Annotated in this window: 20 protein-coding genes; 12 read left to right on the forward strand and 8 right to left on the reverse strand. The window is 68.5% G+C overall.

What is annotated here, in order from left to right; translation table 11 throughout:
- Positions 1-36: 36 nt before the first annotated feature.
- Positions 37-1,092 carry an aldo/keto reductase gene (locus WOA58_RS00400; RefSeq protein ID WP_340602144.1) on the forward strand — a complete coding sequence of 352 codons (1,056 nt, stop codon included), beginning with the start codon at positions 37-39 and terminating at the stop codon, positions 1,090-1,092.
- Between the two features lies 1 nt (position 1,093).
- Positions 1,094-1,255, forward strand: coding sequence for a hypothetical protein (locus WOA58_RS00405; RefSeq protein ID WP_340602145.1), 162 nt, complete (start codon positions 1,094-1,096; stop codon positions 1,253-1,255).
- A 6-nt stretch (positions 1,256-1,261) separates the two neighbouring features.
- On the opposite strand, the gene WOA58_RS00410 is transcribed toward WOA58_RS00405, so the two are convergent.
- From WOA58_RS00410 to WOA58_RS00420, 3 genes are read right to left on the reverse strand one after another with little or no spacing between them, the layout of a single operon-like run.
- Positions 1,262-1,453: a hypothetical protein gene (locus WOA58_RS00410; protein WP_340602146.1), complete on the reverse strand. Its 192-nt coding sequence runs from the start codon at positions 1,451-1,453 to the stop codon at positions 1,262-1,264.
- Complete coding sequence (locus WOA58_RS00415; protein WP_340602147.1) at positions 1,450-3,189, reverse strand: heme-binding protein; 1,740 nt, start codon at positions 3,187-3,189, stop codon at positions 1,450-1,452. The genes WOA58_RS00410 and WOA58_RS00415 overlap by 4 nt, the downstream gene beginning before the upstream one ends.
- 35 nt (positions 3,190-3,224) lie before the next feature.
- The gene (locus WOA58_RS00420) at positions 3,225-3,500 is read right to left on the reverse strand and encodes a hypothetical protein (protein WP_340602148.1); all 276 of its coding nucleotides are present in this window, start codon (positions 3,498-3,500) and stop codon (positions 3,225-3,227) included.
- Between the two features lie 78 nt (positions 3,501-3,578).
- Between WOA58_RS00420 and WOA58_RS00425 the strand changes: the two genes are divergently transcribed.
- A complete protein-coding gene (locus WOA58_RS00425; RefSeq protein ID WP_340602149.1) occupies positions 3,579-4,094 on the forward strand; it encodes a PadR family transcriptional regulator in 516 nt (171 codons plus the stop codon).
- Here WOA58_RS00425 and WOA58_RS00430 read toward each other — a convergent pair.
- The 4 genes from WOA58_RS00430 to pyrH are packed head-to-tail and all read right to left on the reverse strand — an operon-like array spanning position 4,083 to position 8,516.
- On the reverse strand, positions 4,083-5,837 hold the full coding sequence (locus WOA58_RS00430; RefSeq protein WP_340602150.1) for a site-2 protease family protein: 1,755 nt from the start codon (positions 5,835-5,837) through the stop codon (positions 4,083-4,085). The two genes, WOA58_RS00425 and WOA58_RS00430, sit on opposite strands and share 12 nt — an antisense overlap.
- 45 nt (positions 5,838-5,882) lie before the next feature.
- Complete coding sequence (locus WOA58_RS00435; RefSeq protein ID WP_340602151.1) at positions 5,883-6,062, reverse strand: DUF7836 family putative zinc-binding protein; 180 nt, start codon at positions 6,060-6,062, stop codon at positions 5,883-5,885.
- Between the two features lie 41 nt (positions 6,063-6,103).
- Positions 6,104-7,801 carry a lysine--tRNA ligase gene (gene lysS / locus WOA58_RS00440; protein ID WP_340602152.1) on the reverse strand — a complete coding sequence of 566 codons (1,698 nt, stop codon included), beginning with the start codon at positions 7,799-7,801 and terminating at the stop codon, positions 6,104-6,106.
- On the reverse strand, positions 7,791-8,516 hold the full coding sequence (gene pyrH / locus WOA58_RS00445; RefSeq protein WP_340602153.1) for a UMP kinase: 726 nt from the start codon (positions 8,514-8,516) through the stop codon (positions 7,791-7,793). Before pyrH ends, lysS begins: the two co-directional genes overlap by 11 nt.
- 90 nt (positions 8,517-8,606) lie before the next feature.
- Between pyrH and WOA58_RS00450 the strand changes: the two genes are divergently transcribed.
- The 3 genes from WOA58_RS00450 (at position 8,607) to WOA58_RS00460 (ending at position 11,084) form a co-directional block, all read left to right on the forward strand.
- Positions 8,607-9,434 carry a molybdopterin synthase gene (locus tag WOA58_RS00450; protein ID WP_340602154.1) on the forward strand — a complete coding sequence of 276 codons (828 nt, stop codon included), beginning with the start codon at positions 8,607-8,609 and terminating at the stop codon, positions 9,432-9,434.
- 242 nt (positions 9,435-9,676) lie between these two features.
- The gene (locus WOA58_RS00455; protein ID WP_340602155.1) at positions 9,677-9,922 is read left to right on the forward strand and encodes a DUF7123 family protein; all 246 of its coding nucleotides are present in this window, start codon (positions 9,677-9,679) and stop codon (positions 9,920-9,922) included.
- A gap of 55 nt (positions 9,923-9,977) precedes the next feature.
- Positions 9,978-11,084 carry a site-2 protease family protein gene (locus WOA58_RS00460; RefSeq protein ID WP_340602156.1) on the forward strand — a complete coding sequence of 369 codons (1,107 nt, stop codon included), beginning with the start codon at positions 9,978-9,980 and terminating at the stop codon, positions 11,082-11,084.
- 2 nt (positions 11,085-11,086) lie between these two features.
- On the opposite strand, the gene thiL is transcribed toward WOA58_RS00460, so the two are convergent.
- Positions 11,087-11,959, reverse strand: a complete 873-nt coding sequence (thiL, locus tag WOA58_RS00465; RefSeq protein ID WP_340602157.1) for a thiamine-phosphate kinase — start codon at positions 11,957-11,959, stop codon at positions 11,087-11,089.
- Between the two features lie 88 nt (positions 11,960-12,047).
- On the opposite strand from thiL, the gene WOA58_RS00470 reads away from it, so the two are divergent.
- The 6 genes from WOA58_RS00470 to hisS all read left to right on the forward strand — a co-directional run bounded on the left by WOA58_RS00470 (position 12,048) and on the right by hisS (position 15,970).
- Entirely contained in the window at positions 12,048-12,509 is a 462-nt protein-coding gene (locus WOA58_RS00470; RefSeq protein WP_340602158.1) for a 30S ribosomal protein S19e, read from the forward strand.
- Positions 12,510-12,552: 43 nt separating this feature from the next.
- Positions 12,553-12,912 (forward strand): DNA-binding protein, encoded by a 360-nt coding sequence (locus tag WOA58_RS00475; RefSeq protein ID WP_340602159.1) that lies wholly within the window; start codon positions 12,553-12,555, stop codon positions 12,910-12,912.
- Between the two features lie 7 nt (positions 12,913-12,919).
- Positions 12,920-13,510 carry a DUF7411 family protein gene (locus WOA58_RS00480; protein ID WP_340602160.1) on the forward strand — a complete coding sequence of 197 codons (591 nt, stop codon included), beginning with the start codon at positions 12,920-12,922 and terminating at the stop codon, positions 13,508-13,510.
- Between the two features lie 42 nt (positions 13,511-13,552).
- Positions 13,553-14,413, forward strand: a complete 861-nt coding sequence (locus WOA58_RS00485; protein WP_340602161.1) for a DMT family transporter — start codon at positions 13,553-13,555, stop codon at positions 14,411-14,413.
- A gap of 39 nt (positions 14,414-14,452) precedes the next feature.
- Positions 14,453-14,605, forward strand: coding sequence for a hypothetical protein (locus tag WOA58_RS00490; protein ID WP_340602162.1), 153 nt, complete (start codon positions 14,453-14,455; stop codon positions 14,603-14,605).
- 66 nt (positions 14,606-14,671) lie between these two features.
- Positions 14,672-15,970: a histidine--tRNA ligase gene (hisS, locus tag WOA58_RS00495; protein WP_340602163.1), complete on the forward strand. Its 1,299-nt coding sequence runs from the start codon at positions 14,672-14,674 to the stop codon at positions 15,968-15,970.
- Positions 15,971-16,023: the final 53 nt, after the last annotated feature.

Consider the following 16,023-nt stretch of genomic DNA (forward strand, 5'->3'; position numbering starts at 1 on the left):
GCATCCGCTAAGTATCCCCCGTCCCATACCCCGAGTATGCACTACCGCACGCTCGGCGACTCGGACGTCGAGGTCAGCGAGGTCGGCTTCGGCGCCTGGACCGTCGGCACCGACTGGTGGGGCGACCGAACCGACGAGGACGCGATCGGGATGCTTGACCACGCGTTCGACCGGGGGATCACCTACTTCGACACGGGCGACGTCTACGGCCACGGCCGCTCGGAGGAGCTGGTCGGCGAGGCCTTCGCCGATCGGCGCGAGGAGGTCACCATCGCCACCAAGGTCGGCTACGACTTCTACAACAACCCGCAGGCCGGCCACGGCGAGCTCCCGAAGGAGATGGACCCCGAGTACCTCCGCGACGCCGTCGAGAGGAGCCTCGACCGGCTCGACACCGACTACGTCGACGTGCTCCAGCTGCACAACGCCGACGTCGAGGAGCTCACCCCCGAGGTGCTCGACGTGCTCGACGAACTCGAGAGCGAGGGCCGCATCCGCGCCCGCGGGCTCGCGCTGGGCCCCTCGATCGGCTGGCTCGCCGAGGGCGACACGGCGATCGCCGAGGGGTTCGACGCCGTCCAACTGGTCTGGAACCTCTTCGAACAGGAGGTCGGCAACCACTTCCTCGAGACCATCGACGAGCTCGACGCAGAAACGAGCCTCATCCCCCGCGTGCCCCACTCCTCGGGGCTGCTCAACGAGCAGGTCACCCCGGAGACCGAGCTCGGCGAGGGCGATCACCGGGGCTTCCGGCCCGACGCGTGGTACGAGACGGGATGGGAGAAGTTGGAGGCGATCCGGTTCCTCGAACGGGAAGGTGCGAGAACGATGGGCCAGGCGTCGATCAAGTGGCTGCTCGCCCACGACGCCGTCGCCACCGTGACACCCACCTTCCGCACGACCGACGACATCGACGAGTGGGCCGGCGCGAGCGACGTGCCGGAGCTCTCCGAGGAGGAACTCGACCGCGTCGCGGAGCTCTACGCGACGAACTTCGGGATCGAGCGCGACGACGGGATGGACTCGCTTCGCTCCTCCGTCGACGGCGAGGACCTCCGCGAGGCCGGGATCGACAAGCAGCCCGCCGACTGAGGTGCTCGCCTCGTTCCTCCTGCTGACCGCGGCGTTTCACACGCTGCTCGCGGCCGGCGTCCTGCTTCACGCCCGGCGGCAGGGCCGCCCGGCCGGGAAGTGGATCGCGCTCACGCTCGCCTTCGGGCTCGGCGGCGTCGCGGGCTACCTGCTCGCGGACTGACCGCGTTCAGCCCGCGAGCCGCCCGTAGACGACGACCGCGAGCGCCAGCCCCAGCCCCATTCCGGCGCCGATCACCAGCCCCGAGCGGGGGTTGCCCGAGAGCAGCCCGATCGCCAGCGCGACGACGACGGGAAAGCCCGCCAGAATCGCGATCCTGAGTCCCTCGGCGGAGCGCCCCTCCGCCGGGCCCTCGCTCATGCGAGGAAGACGTGGCGGGGCCGGTCGGCGAGCACGTCACGGCCCCACTGGACCGTGTCGCGGAACTCCTCGGAACGGAAGAAGCCCATCGCGTCCTCCTTCGAGCGCCACTGGCTGGCGATGAACATGTCGTTCTCGTCGTCGACGTTCACCATCAGGTCGGTGTCGTGGTGGCCCTCCATCTCCTCGAGCAGCCCGCCCACGACCTCGAACTTCTCGACGAAGTCGTCCCTGTGTTCGGGCTTGACGGTGTAGAACATCCCCATCGTCCCGAAGCCCGATTCCTCGCCCGCTCTGGCTACTATTCCGGGCAGGTCGGCCAGGAAGCCGCCTGCGGTGTCGGCGGCGTCGGCCGTCTGCCAGATGCTGACGACGGCCGAGCGTCCGCCACCCTCCGCCTGATAGGTCGCGGTCTTGACGTGAGTGTCGTAGCGGTCGAACCCATCGGAGAGGTCCTCTACTTCGGGAGCCAGCTCGTCGGGGTCGGCCTCGGAGTACAGGACCATCGCGTAGACGTCCTCGCCGTGGGGTTTGCCCGCGTAGATGTCCAGATCCGCGAGCTCGCCGCGGATGTCGTCGTCCGCGCCCTCGGCTTCGCCGGTTTCCGCGGGCTCGACGTCCTCGTCGGCGAGCGCGCCCGCCGTCACCTCGCGTACCCCGGGGAGCTCCTCGAGGAACCCGCGGGCGGTGCCGGCGGCGCGCTCGGTCTCCCAGACGCTGACGACCACCGCTTCGCCGTCGTCGTCGTGGACCTCCGTCAGCACGTGGCTGTCGTAGTGTTCGAAGTTCCCGCGCAGCCCGTCGACCTCCTCGCGGACGTCCTCGACGTCCACCTCCGAACGGAGGACGAGCCCATGGGCGCCCTCGGGGGCGTCGAAAGCGAGGCCGAGGCGGCCGAACTCCTCGGCCAGTTCGCCCTCGACGTCCGCGTCCGCCTCGCTCTCGCCCTCGGCTTCGTACTCGACCGCCTCGCCCGCGAGGAAGGCGTCCAGATCGCTCGGCGCGAACCGTCGGCCCGTGTAGAACCGGCCGAACTCCGCGTACTTCGAGGAGGAGGGGTCGAAGCGCATCTCGTAGAGCAGGTGCTTGATGTCGGTCATCTCGTCGGCGAAGAGGGTGACGCCCCACTCGTGGTCGTCCATCCCGACGCTGCCGGAGATGATCTGGGTGACCTTTCCCGCGTAGTCGCGCCCGATGTCGCCGTGGGCCTCCATCAGCTCGCGGCGCTCCTCGAATGGCAGATCGTACCAGTTGTACTCGGGGTCGCGGCGTTTCGACATCGGGTAGAAGCTGACGAACTCCGTCTCGGGGAGCTCGGGGTGGATCCGCGAGTCCATGTAGCGCTGCAGCCCGGGATCGGCCTCGGCGTCGGGATCGAAGTAGTCCGCTGCGGCCTCCGTATAGCCCGAGGCCTCCGTGACCGAGAGATAGGAGCTCGCCCGGTCGGTGAACTCCGCGAGCGCGCACTTCTCGAACTCGCGCTCGGCGGCGTCGAGTTCGGCGAGCGTGGGCCGGAGATGGAGGATCAGGAGGTCGGCTTTGTGGCCGAGCACGCTGAACACGGCGGTGTCGCCCTCCTCGACGTCGGCGTGGTCCTGGAGGTACGCGATCCCCTCCTCGATGGCGGCTTCCTGGTCGCGTTCCCCGGCCCCGCGCCAGGCGTCCCAGTCGACGCTCCGGAGGTCGTGAAGCACGTACAACCCCTCCTCGGTGCGTGGTGGCTCGCGTCGTGACATGGGCGTGCGTTGGGAGGGCTGCGGGAAGGACCTTTCTACACGGGGTCGTCGGGATCGTGGCGTTCGCGAACGCGCTCGACCTCGCTCGCGTAGATCTCGCGCGTTTCGGGGTCATCGACGTACCCGAGGTTGCCGGGGTCGACCTCGAGCGAGGCTCTCGTCTCGCGGCCGGGCCCGGAGAAGCTCGGCAGGGCGCGCTCCTTGCGGAAGTCGCGGCGCCCGTCGGGGGTCGCGTAGGTGAGGACGATGACGTTCTGTTCGTCGTCGGAGTAGGTGCGCTCGACGAGCCACACCCGGACGGGGTCGCTCATAGTGGGGGATACACCACCACGACGGGTGTGGGTGTCGGAAACGAAACGCTTTCACCTCGCCCGTCTGAACGGAACTCAATGCGAAAGAGTGGGCCGCCCAAGGGACTCATCTCGTATCTCGTCCTCGAGCTCCTCGCCGAGCGCCCCCGGTACGGCTACGAGATCCTGAAGGAGATCACCGAGATCAGCGGCGGCCACTGGGAGCCCTCCTACGGCTCGGTCTACCCCATCCTTTACAAGTTCGAGGAGGAGGGCTGGGCCGAGCGGGTCGAGCGCGAGGACGAACCCGACCGCAAGTACTTCGCGCTCACCGACGCGGGCCACGGGGAGCTGGGGGACAAACGCGAGGAGATCGCGACGACGGGCCGGGAGTTCGCGGACGTCATTTTGGGGTTCTACCACGTCTACGTCGCGCTCGCGACCGACGAGCGGTTCTCGGTACCCGACGAGGAAGGGGAATGGCGCTTCGACGACGAGTTCAGCGCGTGGATCGCAGAACAGGTCGTGCGCCACTATGAGCGGGACTTCGGCGAGTTCGAGCGGATCGAGATCACCCCAGAGGAGTTCCGCGAGCGCTACGATCTAGGCGAGTAGTCCCTGCCCGAAGATCATGAGCACCAGCCCCATCAGCATCGTCACGCCCACCGAGATCGTCACCGTCTTCGTCAGCTCGTAGCTGCCTTCGATGGGTAATCGGGAGACGATCGCCTCGGTGCTCGACCGCAGGATATGCCCGCCGTCGAGCGGGAAGGCGGGGATGCAGTTGAAGAAGCCGAGGTTGAGGTTGATCCAGCCGGTCCAGAACAGCAGGTTCGCGAGCAGGAAGACGCCGCCGCCCAGCGGCGCGAGCGCCCCCTCGACGACGTAGAAGTTCGTGGCGAAGCCGGTGAAGCCCGCGAAGTTGAAGGGCAGGCCGAACCCGCCGATGCCGGCGAGCGGCAGCAGGAGCGCGACGACGATCGCGCCGACGAAGGTGTCGCTTCCCTCGCCGCCGATCAGCCCGAGATAGGTCTCGGCGGGATACGGCTGGATGCCGAGATCGTCGACGACCAGCCCGGTCACGCCGGGCTGGACCTCGATCCCGACCTGCCCGTAGCCTTCGGGATGCTCGCCGAGCTCGACGGCGTAGCTCTCGGGCTCGCCGTCGACGTACGCCTCGATCTCGACCTCCTGACCGGGCTCGGTCCCCTGGAGGACGGTCGTCAGCTCCTCGTCGTCGAGCACGCGCTCGCCGTCGATCGCCGTGATCACGACCTGCTCGCCCTCGAGCATGCCGGCCTCGGCGCCGGGACCGTCTCCGACGGCCGAGAGCGCGCCCGCGGCGAAGGTGTGTTCCTCGCCGTCGCCGGTTTCGACGGTCGCGATCGGTTCCGCGGCGATGGCCTCGCGGAACTCGTCGTCGGCCGTCACTGCCTCGTCGTTCACCGCGGCGATCGAATCGCCGGTGTCGAGCCCGCTCGGGCCGTCCTCGACGGCCTCGATGACGCTCACCTCGCGGTCGACGGTCACCTCGCGTTCCTCGTCCCCGCTCGCGACCGTCAGGGCCACCTCGCCCTCGGCGTCGGCCAGCGCCGCCTCGAGCTCGTCCTCGTCGGCGATCGCCTCGCCCTCGACGGCGGTGATCCTGTCGCCCTCGGCGATACCGGCCTCGTCGGCCGGCGAGCCGGGGAACGACCCGCCGACCGCGGCGCCGGGCGCGACCCCGATCGCGCCGACGACCGGGCCGAACAGCAGCGCGAAGGCGACGATCGTCACGATGAAGTTCGCGGTGACGCCCGCGGCGAACATCCGCGTCTTCCCGCCGCGGTCGGCCCGCTCCTGGCTCTCGTAGTCGGGCTCGACGAACGCGCCCATCGGGACGATCGCGAGCAGCGCGACGCCCATCGACTCGATGTCGATGTCCTCGACCCGGCAAAGGAGTCCATGAGCGCCCTCGTGGACGACCAGGGCGACCAGGAGTCCGAAGACGATCTCGGGAGCCACCGAAAGGGGCAGGAAGTCGTTGACGCCGGGGACGATGACGACGTTCCGGGGTTCGGTGACCGCGCTCGCGGTCGTCTCCGGTGTGTAGAGCGCCGAGATGGCCGTAAAGAGGACGAAGGCGAACGACAGCGTCATCACGACGAGCGCGATCCCGACGCCGACGTTGCTGAAGGCGCGCCAGAACCGCTTTGGCTTCGAGAGCCGATCGAGGAGGTCGCGGCCGCGTTTCGTGTGGAGGGTGATGATCGGGCCCTGGGTGCCGACGTAGCCGGGCAACAGCCCCCGGTTGCGAAGCGAGAGGAGGGCCGCCCAGTAGAGCGCGAGACCCACGAGGACCCACGTGAGCGTACTCATTACCCCTCTTCGGCGGTGCCCGCTCAAATGGGTTTGGTTCGAGCGCTACCGGAACTGCTTCAGCACCGCGAGGTCGTGATCGGTGCGGGTGAACTCCGCGGTCCGTCCCTCGGCCGCACAGCCGTCACACTCGAACTCCGCGCTGTGGGCGGGCAGATCGGCCGGCTTTCGCTCCCAGGTCTTCCGGCAGTCGGGACAGAACAGCCGCACGAACGTCTCGTCCATGCATGCTACACTCTGGCATGAAACAAAAGTGTTGCCCCGGCTCAGCGCTCGCGGCGAAGCCGCGCGAGGACGAACTCCCGATCGAGCTTGCCCAGGAAGCTCCCGAGCTTCGGGCCCTGCTCCTGGTCGAAGAAGAGGCGATAGCCCGTCGTGAAGAAGTCGCCGACGGGGACGTCGTTTCGCTTGGCGGCCTCGTAGATCTCGCCCTGGATCTCCTCGGGAGTGTGGCCCGCCTCGACGAACTCCGCCAGTTCTGCGAGGGCCCGCTCGGTGTCCTCGTCGACCTCGACCTCGGGCAGCTCCGTCCGCTTGAGGTCGTAGTCGTACTCGTTTCCGGTTTCGCGGGCCCAGTTGCGCGCGAGCTCCACGCGCGCGAGGGCGTCTTCGACGGTTTCCCGCGAAGCGTCCTCGGGGATGTGGCCCTCGCGGCGGGCGATCTCCTCGCGCAGGTCGGGATCGTCGGTCATGCCCAACACCGCGGCGAAGGTGTAGGGAAGCCGGATCCGCTCCTCGGGGACCTCCCCGACACAGAGCGGGTAGACCCGCTCGGCGCGTGCCCGTTCGCGCTCGTCGGCCTCCTCCTCGCCGAAGTAGATCCGTTCGAGCCGGTCGAACTCGTCCACCAAGAGATCGATCCGCTCGACGTCGAAGTCGCGTGCTCGACTGGGATCCTTCGCGAAGAAATATCGGAGGACCTCGGGTTCGATCAGCTCCAATACCTCCGAGACGAGCATCACGTTGCCCGCCGAGGAGGAGAAGGCCTCGCCGTCGAGGGTGAACCACTCGTAGACCATCGGGACCGGCGGTTCGAACCCGAAGACGTTGCGGGCGATGTCCTGGCCGCTGGGCCAGGAGCCCTCCGCGTGGTCCTTGCCGAAGGGCTCGAAATCCACCCCGAGGGCCTTCCACTGGGCGACCCACTCGAAGCGCCAGGGGAGCTTGCCCTCCCCCAACCCGGCGCTTCCCTCGTGTCCGCAGCCGTCGATGACCTGTTCGCCGGCCTCGACGTCGACACATTCGTACTCGACCGTGTTCGATTCGAGGTCCACGCCCGTGATCCGGTCGGTCAGATGTCCACACTCGGAACACTCGGCGAGGAAGGGGACGTACTCCTCGTCGACGCCGTCCTGGTACTCCGCGAGGACCTCTCGGGCGCGCTCACGGTTCTCGAGCAGGTATCGCGTGCTCTCCTCGAACTCGCCGTCGGCGTACATCGCGGTGTTCGATTCGATCTCGATCGGTACCTCCAGGAGATCGGCGCTGCGCCCGATCAGCGTCGAGAAGTGGTCGCCATACGAGTCACAGCAGCCGAAGGGATCGGGGATCGCGGTGTAGGGCTTGCCGAGGTTGCGCCCGAGCGCGCCGGCGTTCACGTCGCCGAGATCCACGATGTTGCCGTCCAGATCCGCCAGCTTTCGGGGCAGTCCCCTGAGCCGGTCCTTGTCGTCGGCGGTGAACACCTGCCGGATCTCGTGGCCCCGCTCGCGGAGGACTTCGGCGACGAAGTAGCCCCGCATGATCTCGTTGACGTTGCCGATGTGGGGCACCCCGGAGGGGGAGATCCCGCCCTTGATGACGACTGGCTCGTCCGGGTCCCTGCGTTCGACCTCGTCGGCCATCTCGTCGGCCCAGAAGACGAACCCGCGTTCCCCACCGTCCTCGCCGTCGTCGTGGAGCGTGTAGGGGTTCGCGTCCGTTTCCGCGCCCGCGCTCGAACCCCTATCGGTGCTATCGCTCATCCTCGGCCCAGTAGGTGGGTTCGTCGCCCACGCCCTCCGGGACGACGTCGGTACCCTCGTGGTCGCCGTACCTGACTGCGGAGGCGATCCGTTCGGGTTCGGTGCCGTCGAGGACGATGGTTCGCATTCCCGAACGCTCGATGATCTTCGCCGCGAGCAGGTCGACCGGCGCCGAGGAACCCGCGGTCATCTCGATGTCCGCGATGGTGTCGACCAGCTCGGTGGCGGTGATCTCGTCGTAGCGCTCGGCGTCGGGGTCCTCGTTGGGATCGGCGCTGAAGACTCCGGGGACGCTCGTCGCGTAGACGAGCAGGTCGGCGTTGGTGTACTCCGCGAGGGCGGCGCTGACCGCGTCGGTGGTCTGGGCCGGCGCGACCCCACCCATCACGCAGACGTCGCCGTCCCGCAGGACTTCGCCGGCCTCCTCGTAGGTCTTCACGGGGGCCGGCACCACGGCCTCGCCCAGCGCGGCGATCAGCAGGCGGGCGTTGAGCCGGGTGACGTCGATCCCGATCGTGTCGAGCTCGATCTCGTTGGCGCCGAGGTCGCGGGCGGTGCCGATGTACTCGCGTGCGACCCCGCCGCCGCCGACGACCGCGCCGATCGAACAGCCCTCGTCGGCGAGCTCCCGGATGACGCCGGCGTGCTCGGCGACGCGGTTCGCACCCAGATCGGGCGCGAGGACGCTGCCGCCGATAGAAACCACCACGTTCATGCTTGCAACCCGGTAACCCCGTCCCAGGCTTAAGGATTGTCAACTCCCGGTGGCGACACGTACAAGGCCGAACCGGTCCTCATCGGGGGTATGTACGTACTCGGGATCGTCGGCCCCTCCGACGCCGGGAAGACGCGATCGGTCGAACGCCTTGCGACCCGCCTCGCCGAGCGCGGCCGGGTCGCCACGGTCAAACACTGCACCCACGCCCCGGACGTCGACACCGCCGGCACCGATACCGACCGCCATCGAGGGGCCGGCGCGGCGACCAGCTACGGGCTGAGCGACGAGGGCTGGTTCGCTACCGGCGACGACCGGACGCTCGCCGAAACGCTCGACGAGCTCGCGCCCGCCTACGACTACGCCCTCCTCGAGGGGTTTCACGACGCCGCCGTCCCCCAGGTCGTCCTGGGTGGACACGACCACGCCGGCGAGGCCCTCGCGACCGGCGAGGACGTCGACGACGTCGACGGTAGCGCGGTGATCGAGGCCCTCGAGGCGACCGAGCCCTACGTGACCCTCGAGTCGTTGGTCCGGGAGGCGAAGGACTCGCCCAGAGCGGACCGCGCGGGCGCGATCGCGACGTTCACCGGCCGGGTCCGCGCGAAGGACTCCGCCGACGACGCGCCCACCGAGTTCCTCGAGTTCGAGACCTACGAAGGGGTCGCAGAACAGCGCTTCGCGACGATCCGCGAGGAGCTCGAGGCCCGCGAAGGGGTCTACGAGGTGCTGATGCACCACCGGACGGGCGTGATCGAGTCGGGCGCGGACATCGTCTTCGTCGTCGTCCTCGCGGGCCACCGCGGGGAGGCCTTCAGGACCGTCGAGGACGGGATCGATCGCCTCAAGGACGAGGTCCCGATCTTCAAGAAGGAAGTGACCGAAGACGAACAGTTCTGGGTCCACACCCGCGTCTGACCCGCCGAACACCGATCCAAACCGGGCGACCGTCGGTTCGAGCGTGAAACCAACAGATACGTATGGTCGGAGCCCGTAATACGAGATACGTATTCACAGACGAGTATAAACCGTTTAACGCCGCTGTGAAACGTCTCGAATCCTCCTGTAGGGTTTGAAACCACCCGAACTCGGATTAATACTACCTAAATATCCTGTGCTTATATCATTATCACCGGAATAAGGGACAGTGAGGAAGCCACATGAGCACCACCACACAGCCCTCCATAAGCCAGGAATCGAAGGAAGCTCGTCTTAAACAATACCTTAATGATCGTGCATCGGACGGCGAGCTCTACTTCAAAAGCAAGTTCATCGCCGACGACGTGGGCCTCTCGGCGAAGGAGATCGGCGCGCTGATGGTCAAGCTCAGCGACTCCGCCGAGGACCTGGAGATCGAGAAGTGGTCCTACACGAGCGCGACGACGTGGCGCGTGAACCCGGTCTGAACCCCTCGCGAGCCGTCCCGCCGAGCCCTTATACGAGGGGGCCCTACCCCGGGTGATGAGCGAGCCCCGGACGGGTCCCCCGATCGACGACGTCGAGGACGCTTTTTCGGTCTACGAGGTCGAGACCGACGGCGACGCCCTCCGATACTACGGGACGCCCCGATCGTCCGGTCGGGCCGTGATGCAGGAGCTCTGGCCCGTCTTCCGCGAGCGGGGCTACGAAGTGCGGCTGACCCGCGAGTACGGCGAGTGGGTCCTGATCGCCGAACCGATCGAGATGGGGATCGACGGGATCCCTTGGACCAACGTCGTCCTGTTCGTCCTCACCGTCGTCTCGACGCTGTTCGCCGGCTCGATCTGGTACCACCTCGACCCCTTCTCGCCCGAGATCGTCCACGCGTGGCCCTTCACGGCCGCGATCATGGGGGTGCTCGGGATCCACGAGCTGGGCCACTACGCGCTGAGCCGGTATCACCGGGTCGACGCCTCGTTGCCCTACTTCATCCCGATCCCCTCCTACATCGGCACGATGGGTGCGGTGATCAAGATGAAGGGCCAGATCCCGAGCCGGAAGGCGCTGTTCGACATCGGGGTCGCCGGCCCGCTCGCGGGGCTGGTCGCGACGATCGTCGTCACCGTCATCGGGCTGCATCTCCCGCCGGTGACGGCCCCCGAGAGCCTGATCGGGGACCCCGACGCCGTCGGGATCGAACTGGGCTATCCGCCGCTTCTGGAGGGGCTCGCGTGGCTGGTCGACCAGCCGCTTCGCTACGAGGACCCTGCCACATCGGTCAACCCCGTCGTGATCGGCGGTTGGGTCGGGATGTTCGTCACGTTCCTCAACATGCTCCCGGTCGGCCAGCTCGACGGCGGGCATATCCTCCGGGCGATCCTCGGCGAGAGCCACGAGCGGATCGCGGCGTTCGTCCCCGCGGTCCTGTTCGCGCTGTCGGCCTACCTCTACTACGTTCGGGACGTCCCCGGAAACGCCGCGTTCCTCTGGGCGTTCTGGGGCCTCCTCGCGCTGCTGTTCTCCTTCGTCGGCTCCGCGACGCCGATCGACGACCGCGAGCTCGGGACTGGCCGAATTGCCGTCGGGGCGCTCACTATCGTCCTCGGGCTGCTCTGTTTCACGCCGGTCCCGATCCGGATCGTCGGCTGAGGCTACCCGTGGGTGAACCCCCGATCCGAAAGGGGCTCGCCGTCCATCGCGACGCCCGCCTCGGTGACCTCGCCGATCGCCGTAACGGGTGTCGCCAAGGCGTTCCGTACCGTCTCTAGCTCCTCGTCCGACAGCGTACAGACGAGCTCGAAGTCCTCGCCGAAGAACGCGCCCATCTCGAGGGCCTCCTCCTCGCTTTCGGCGAGCTCCCTGACCGCTTCGTCGATCGGAACCCTCGTGCTCTCGATCGAGAACCCACAGTCGCTCGCCTCCGCGAGCTGGTGGAGCGAGCGGGCGAGCCCGTCGCTCGAATCCATCATTGCGCCCGCGTGGGGCGCGAGCACGCGCCCGGCCTCGACCCGCGGCTCGAACCGAAAGAGGTCGTTGGCCCGCCCGTGCTCCCCGCACTCGAACAGTCGGAGGGCTGCGGCGCTGCGCCCGAGCGTGCCGGTGACACAGACCAGCTCGCCGGGTCGGGCCCCCGAGCGGTAGACGGGCTCCTCACAGGTGCCGACGGCCGTCGTCGCGACCGTGAACTCCTCGTGGGTGTCGAGGTCCCCCCCGACGTAGGCGCCCCCGACGGCCTCGCAGACGTCGCTCGCCCCCGTGACGAACTCCCGAACTACCTCCCCGTCGAACTCGGGGGCGGCGTAGACCGCGACCGCGGCGGTGGCCTCCCCTCCCATCGCCGCCAGATCTGACAGCGACGCGCCGACGGCCCGCCAGCCGGCCGTGTACCGGGTCGTCCCCGCGGGGAAGTCGGTCGTCTCGTGGAGCATATCGGTGGTGATCGCGAGCCCCTCGACCACGGCAGCATCGTCGCCCGCGTGCGAGAGCTCCCCCGCGAGCAGTCGAAGCGTCGCCCGTTCGTCCATACCACCCCATCCGCCGACGGGAGCAAAAACGACCCGATCGGCGATGAACAACGACGCTTTTAAACACGTCAGCGCCGAATCCTCGCCAATGACGACGCTCTATGACGTGCCAGCGGACGAGCTTATCGAGGAGCTCTCGGACCGGCTCGCGGACCGACTCAAGCGGCCCGACTGGGCCGCCTACGCCAAGACCGGCCCCAGCCGCGATCTCCCGCCCGAACGCGAGGACTTCTGGTCGGTCCGTGCGGCCAGCCTGCTCCGGAAGGTCGCCATCGACGGTCCCGTCGGCGTCGAGCGCCTCGCGACCCACTACGGGAGCGCGAAGCGCGGCTCGAACCGCTACCAGGTCGCCCCGCCGAAACAGGCCGACGGCAGCGACAACGTCATCCGGACGATCCTCCAGCAGTTCGAGGAGGAGGGTCTCGTCTCCCAGCAGGGCGAGGCCGGCCGCGTGCTGACCGCCGAGGGCCGCAGCCTGATCGATGAGACGGCCGGCGACGTGCTCGCCGAGATCAGCGAGGACCGACCCGAGCTCGAACGCTACGCCTGAGGTCTCCGTAATCGTTTTGTCGCCCGCCTAAGAACACCTAGCCATGAGTGAACGCCCCGACGACGACCGACTCGAGGAGCTCCGACAGAAGAAGCTCGAACAGCTTCAGGACCAACAGGAGGGCGGCGGCGCCGGCGGGGCCGAGGAGGCCCAGCAGCGCCAACAGCAGCAGGCCGACGCCCAGAAGAAGGCGATGCTCCGCCAGCACCTCACCGACGGCGCGCGAAAGCGGCTCAACTCCGTGCGCATGAGCAAGCCCGACTTCGCCGACCAGGTCGAGCGCCAGGTGCTCGCGCTCGCCCAGAGCGGGCGCATCCAGGGCAAGATCGACGAGGAGAAGATGAAGGCCCTGCTCAAGGAGCTCCAGCCCGACCAGCAGAGCTTCGACATCAAGCGGCGCTGAGCCCGCGATGGAGCTCGGGCTGCTGTACAGCGGCGGCAAGGACTCCTCGCTCGCGGCGCTGTTGCTCGACTCGTTCTACGACGTGACCCTCGTCACCGCCACCTTCGGGATCACCGACGACTGGACCCACGCCCGGCGCTCGGCCGAGGCGACGGGCTTCGAGTTCCGAACGCTCGAACTCGATCCCGACGTCGCCGAGGCGGCCGTCGACAGCCTCCTCGAGGACGGCTACCCCAGAAACGCGATCCAGGCGGTCCACACCCACGCCCTCGAGGAGCTCGCTGGCGAGGGCTTTTCGGCGATCGCCGACGGCACCCGCCGGGACGATCGGGTGCCCTCGGTCTCGCGGGCCCAGGCCCAGAGCCTCGAGGACCGCCACGGCGTCGACTACATCGCCCCCCTCTCGGGGTTCGGCCGCGGGGCGGTCGACCGGCTCGTCGAGGCCCGCCTCGACGTCGAGTCCGGCCCCAGCGAGACGATCTCCCGGGCGGACTACGAGGCCGAGCTCCGCGCGCTGCTCGTCGAGCGCGAGGGTCCCGACGCGGTCGGGGAGGTCTTCCCCGACCACGATCAGACCTCCGTCACCGGGTTCCGGTAACGATAGCGAACCGTTCATTGCACGCAGCGGCAACCCTCCGGTATGGATCCCGGTCTCCTCGCCAGCGTTCTGGCTGCCCTGCTCTGGGGGAGCTATCTCTTCGCGCTCAAGCGCTACTTCTCGGGCTACTCCGCGAGCGTGATCACCGTCGTCGTCCACACCATCGCGATCGCCCTCTACGCGCCGGTCGCGATCGCGTCGGTGCCGCCCGACGCCCTGGGGACGCTCGCGGCCGGCGGGCCCGGCCTCGCGACCATCGTCGTCGCGAACGCGCTGGCGTTCGTGGCGTTCATCCGGGCGATCGAGGCCGGCGAGATCTCCTACGTCGCCCCGATCAGCAAGATCGTCCCCGTCTTCGTCCTCCCCCTCGAGATCGTCCTGCTGGGCGAGTACCTCACCCCCGTCCAGATCTCGGGGGTCGTACTGGCGACGCTCGCGGTCTACGTCGCGAACTTCACCGGCGGCTCGCTGCTGGATCCGATCAGACAGGCGCTTCGCTCGCCCGCGGCGGGTTTCGCGCTGCTCAGCGCGGCGCTCTACGCGGTCGGGGACGTGGGCCGGCGGGTGACGCTCCAGGAGCTCGCGCTGCCTACCGAGCTCTTCGTCGTCGGTCTGCTCGGGGGGATGGTCGTCGTCCTCTCGCCACACGCCGCCCGGAGCTGGACGCCCATCCGGGGGGACCTCCCGAAGTTCCTCGCGGCGGGGCTGCTGGTCGCGGTCGCCGAGCACCTCACCGCGCTCGCGTTCTCGCTGGTGCCCGCGAGCATCGCCTCGCCGATCATCAACACCCAGGCGATCGTCGCGGTCGTCCTCGGTGGCGTGCTCCTCCGCGAGGCGGCCTTCCGCACCCGCCTGGTCGCGGCGGTCCTCGCGGTGATCGGCGTGACGCTGATCGCGCTGTGAAGGCGACGGGGCCTTGTGGATCGGGGGTCTACACCCGCCGTGATCCCGCCGCTCGTCCGCCGCTGTCCCGACTGTGGCCACCTCGGGTTCGGCCCCCGGTTCTCCGCGGTCGAGACGGAGGAGGGCCGTCGCCTCGAGTGTCCCGCCTGTAGCGCCCGCTTCGAGCCGGTCGACCGGCCCTTGCTGAACTGACGGAGGGAACGCGGGCCCGGAGGCGAGAGGAACAGGTTGAAGCGCCCCTCACGCGAACCCCCGCGCATGTACGAGCGGATCAAGGGCTTTCGTGACTTCTACCCCGAGGAGATGCGCGCGCGGCGGGACGTGACCGACCAGCTCGAGGACGTCGCCCGGCGCTACGGCTTCCGGGAGGTCGGGACGCCCGCGCTGGAACGCACCCAGCTGTACGTCGACAAGAGCGGCGAGGAGATCACCGACGAGCTCTACAACTTCACCGACCAGGGCGGCCGCGACGTGGCGATGACGCCCGAGCTCACCCCGACGGTCGCGCGGATGGTCGTCGCCAAACAGCAGGAGCTCTCGAAGCCGATCAAGTGGTTCTCCACGCGACCGTTCTGGCGCTACGAGCAGGTCCAGCAGGGCCGCTTCCGGGAGTTCTACCAGACCAACGTCGACATCTTCGGTTCGAGCGAGCCGGAGGCCGACGCCGAGATCCTCGCGTACTGTGCGGACGCGCTGACGGGGCTGGGACTCGAAAACGACGACTTCGAGTTCCGCGTCTCGCATCGCGACATCCTCGGGGGGCTGCTCGAGGCCTTCGACGGCGAGGTCGACACCGGGGAAGCGATCCGCGCGGTCGACAAGCGCGAGAAGATCGAGGACGCCGAGTACTACGGCCTGCTGACCGACGCGGGCCTCGAGACGGCGGACGCGGAACAGTTCGACGCGCTGCTCTCGACGGACGACCTCTCCGAACTCGTCGAGTTCGCGGGCACCGACCGGGTCGAGGCCGCCGTCGAGAACCTCGAGGACGTCCTCGCGGCTGCCGAGGACTTCGGCGCCCGTGAGTACTGCACCGTCTCGCTCGAGACCGCCCGCGGTCTCGACTACTATACCGGTGTGGTCTTCGAGTGCTTCGACTCGGCGGGCGAAGTCAGCAGGTCAGTGTTCGGCGGCGGACGGTACGACGACCTGATCGAGGGCTTCGGCGGCCAGCCCACGCCCGCGGTGGGGGTCGCCCCGGGCCACGAGACGCTCTCGCTGCTGCTCGATCGCGCCAACGCCTGCCCCGAGGGCTCGCTTCGCACCGACTACTACGTCCTCACGGTCGGCGACACCCGCCCGGTCGCCGCGCGGATCGCCCGCGAGCTGCGCGGGCGGGGCCACGCCGTCGAGACCGACGTCTCGGACCGGAGCTTCGGCGCCCAGATGAACTACGCCGACTCGATCGGCGCCGAGACGGTCGTAATCGTCGGCGAGCGCGACCTCGAATCGGGCGAGATCACGGTCAAGGACATGGAGAGCGGCGAGCAGACGACGACGCCGGTCGAGTCGTTCCCCGGCGACCACGAGCGCCCGACCTACGACGACCTCGCATAAGTGCGCCTGCCGGGTTAAGGGATTTTAGTGCCTGCTCGTGTAGCAACCGCCTA

This window comes from Halalkalicoccus tibetensis (genome assembly GCF_037996645.1).
Classification (GTDB): Archaea; Halobacteriota; Halobacteria; order Halobacteriales; family Halalkalicoccaceae; genus Halalkalicoccus; species Halalkalicoccus tibetensis.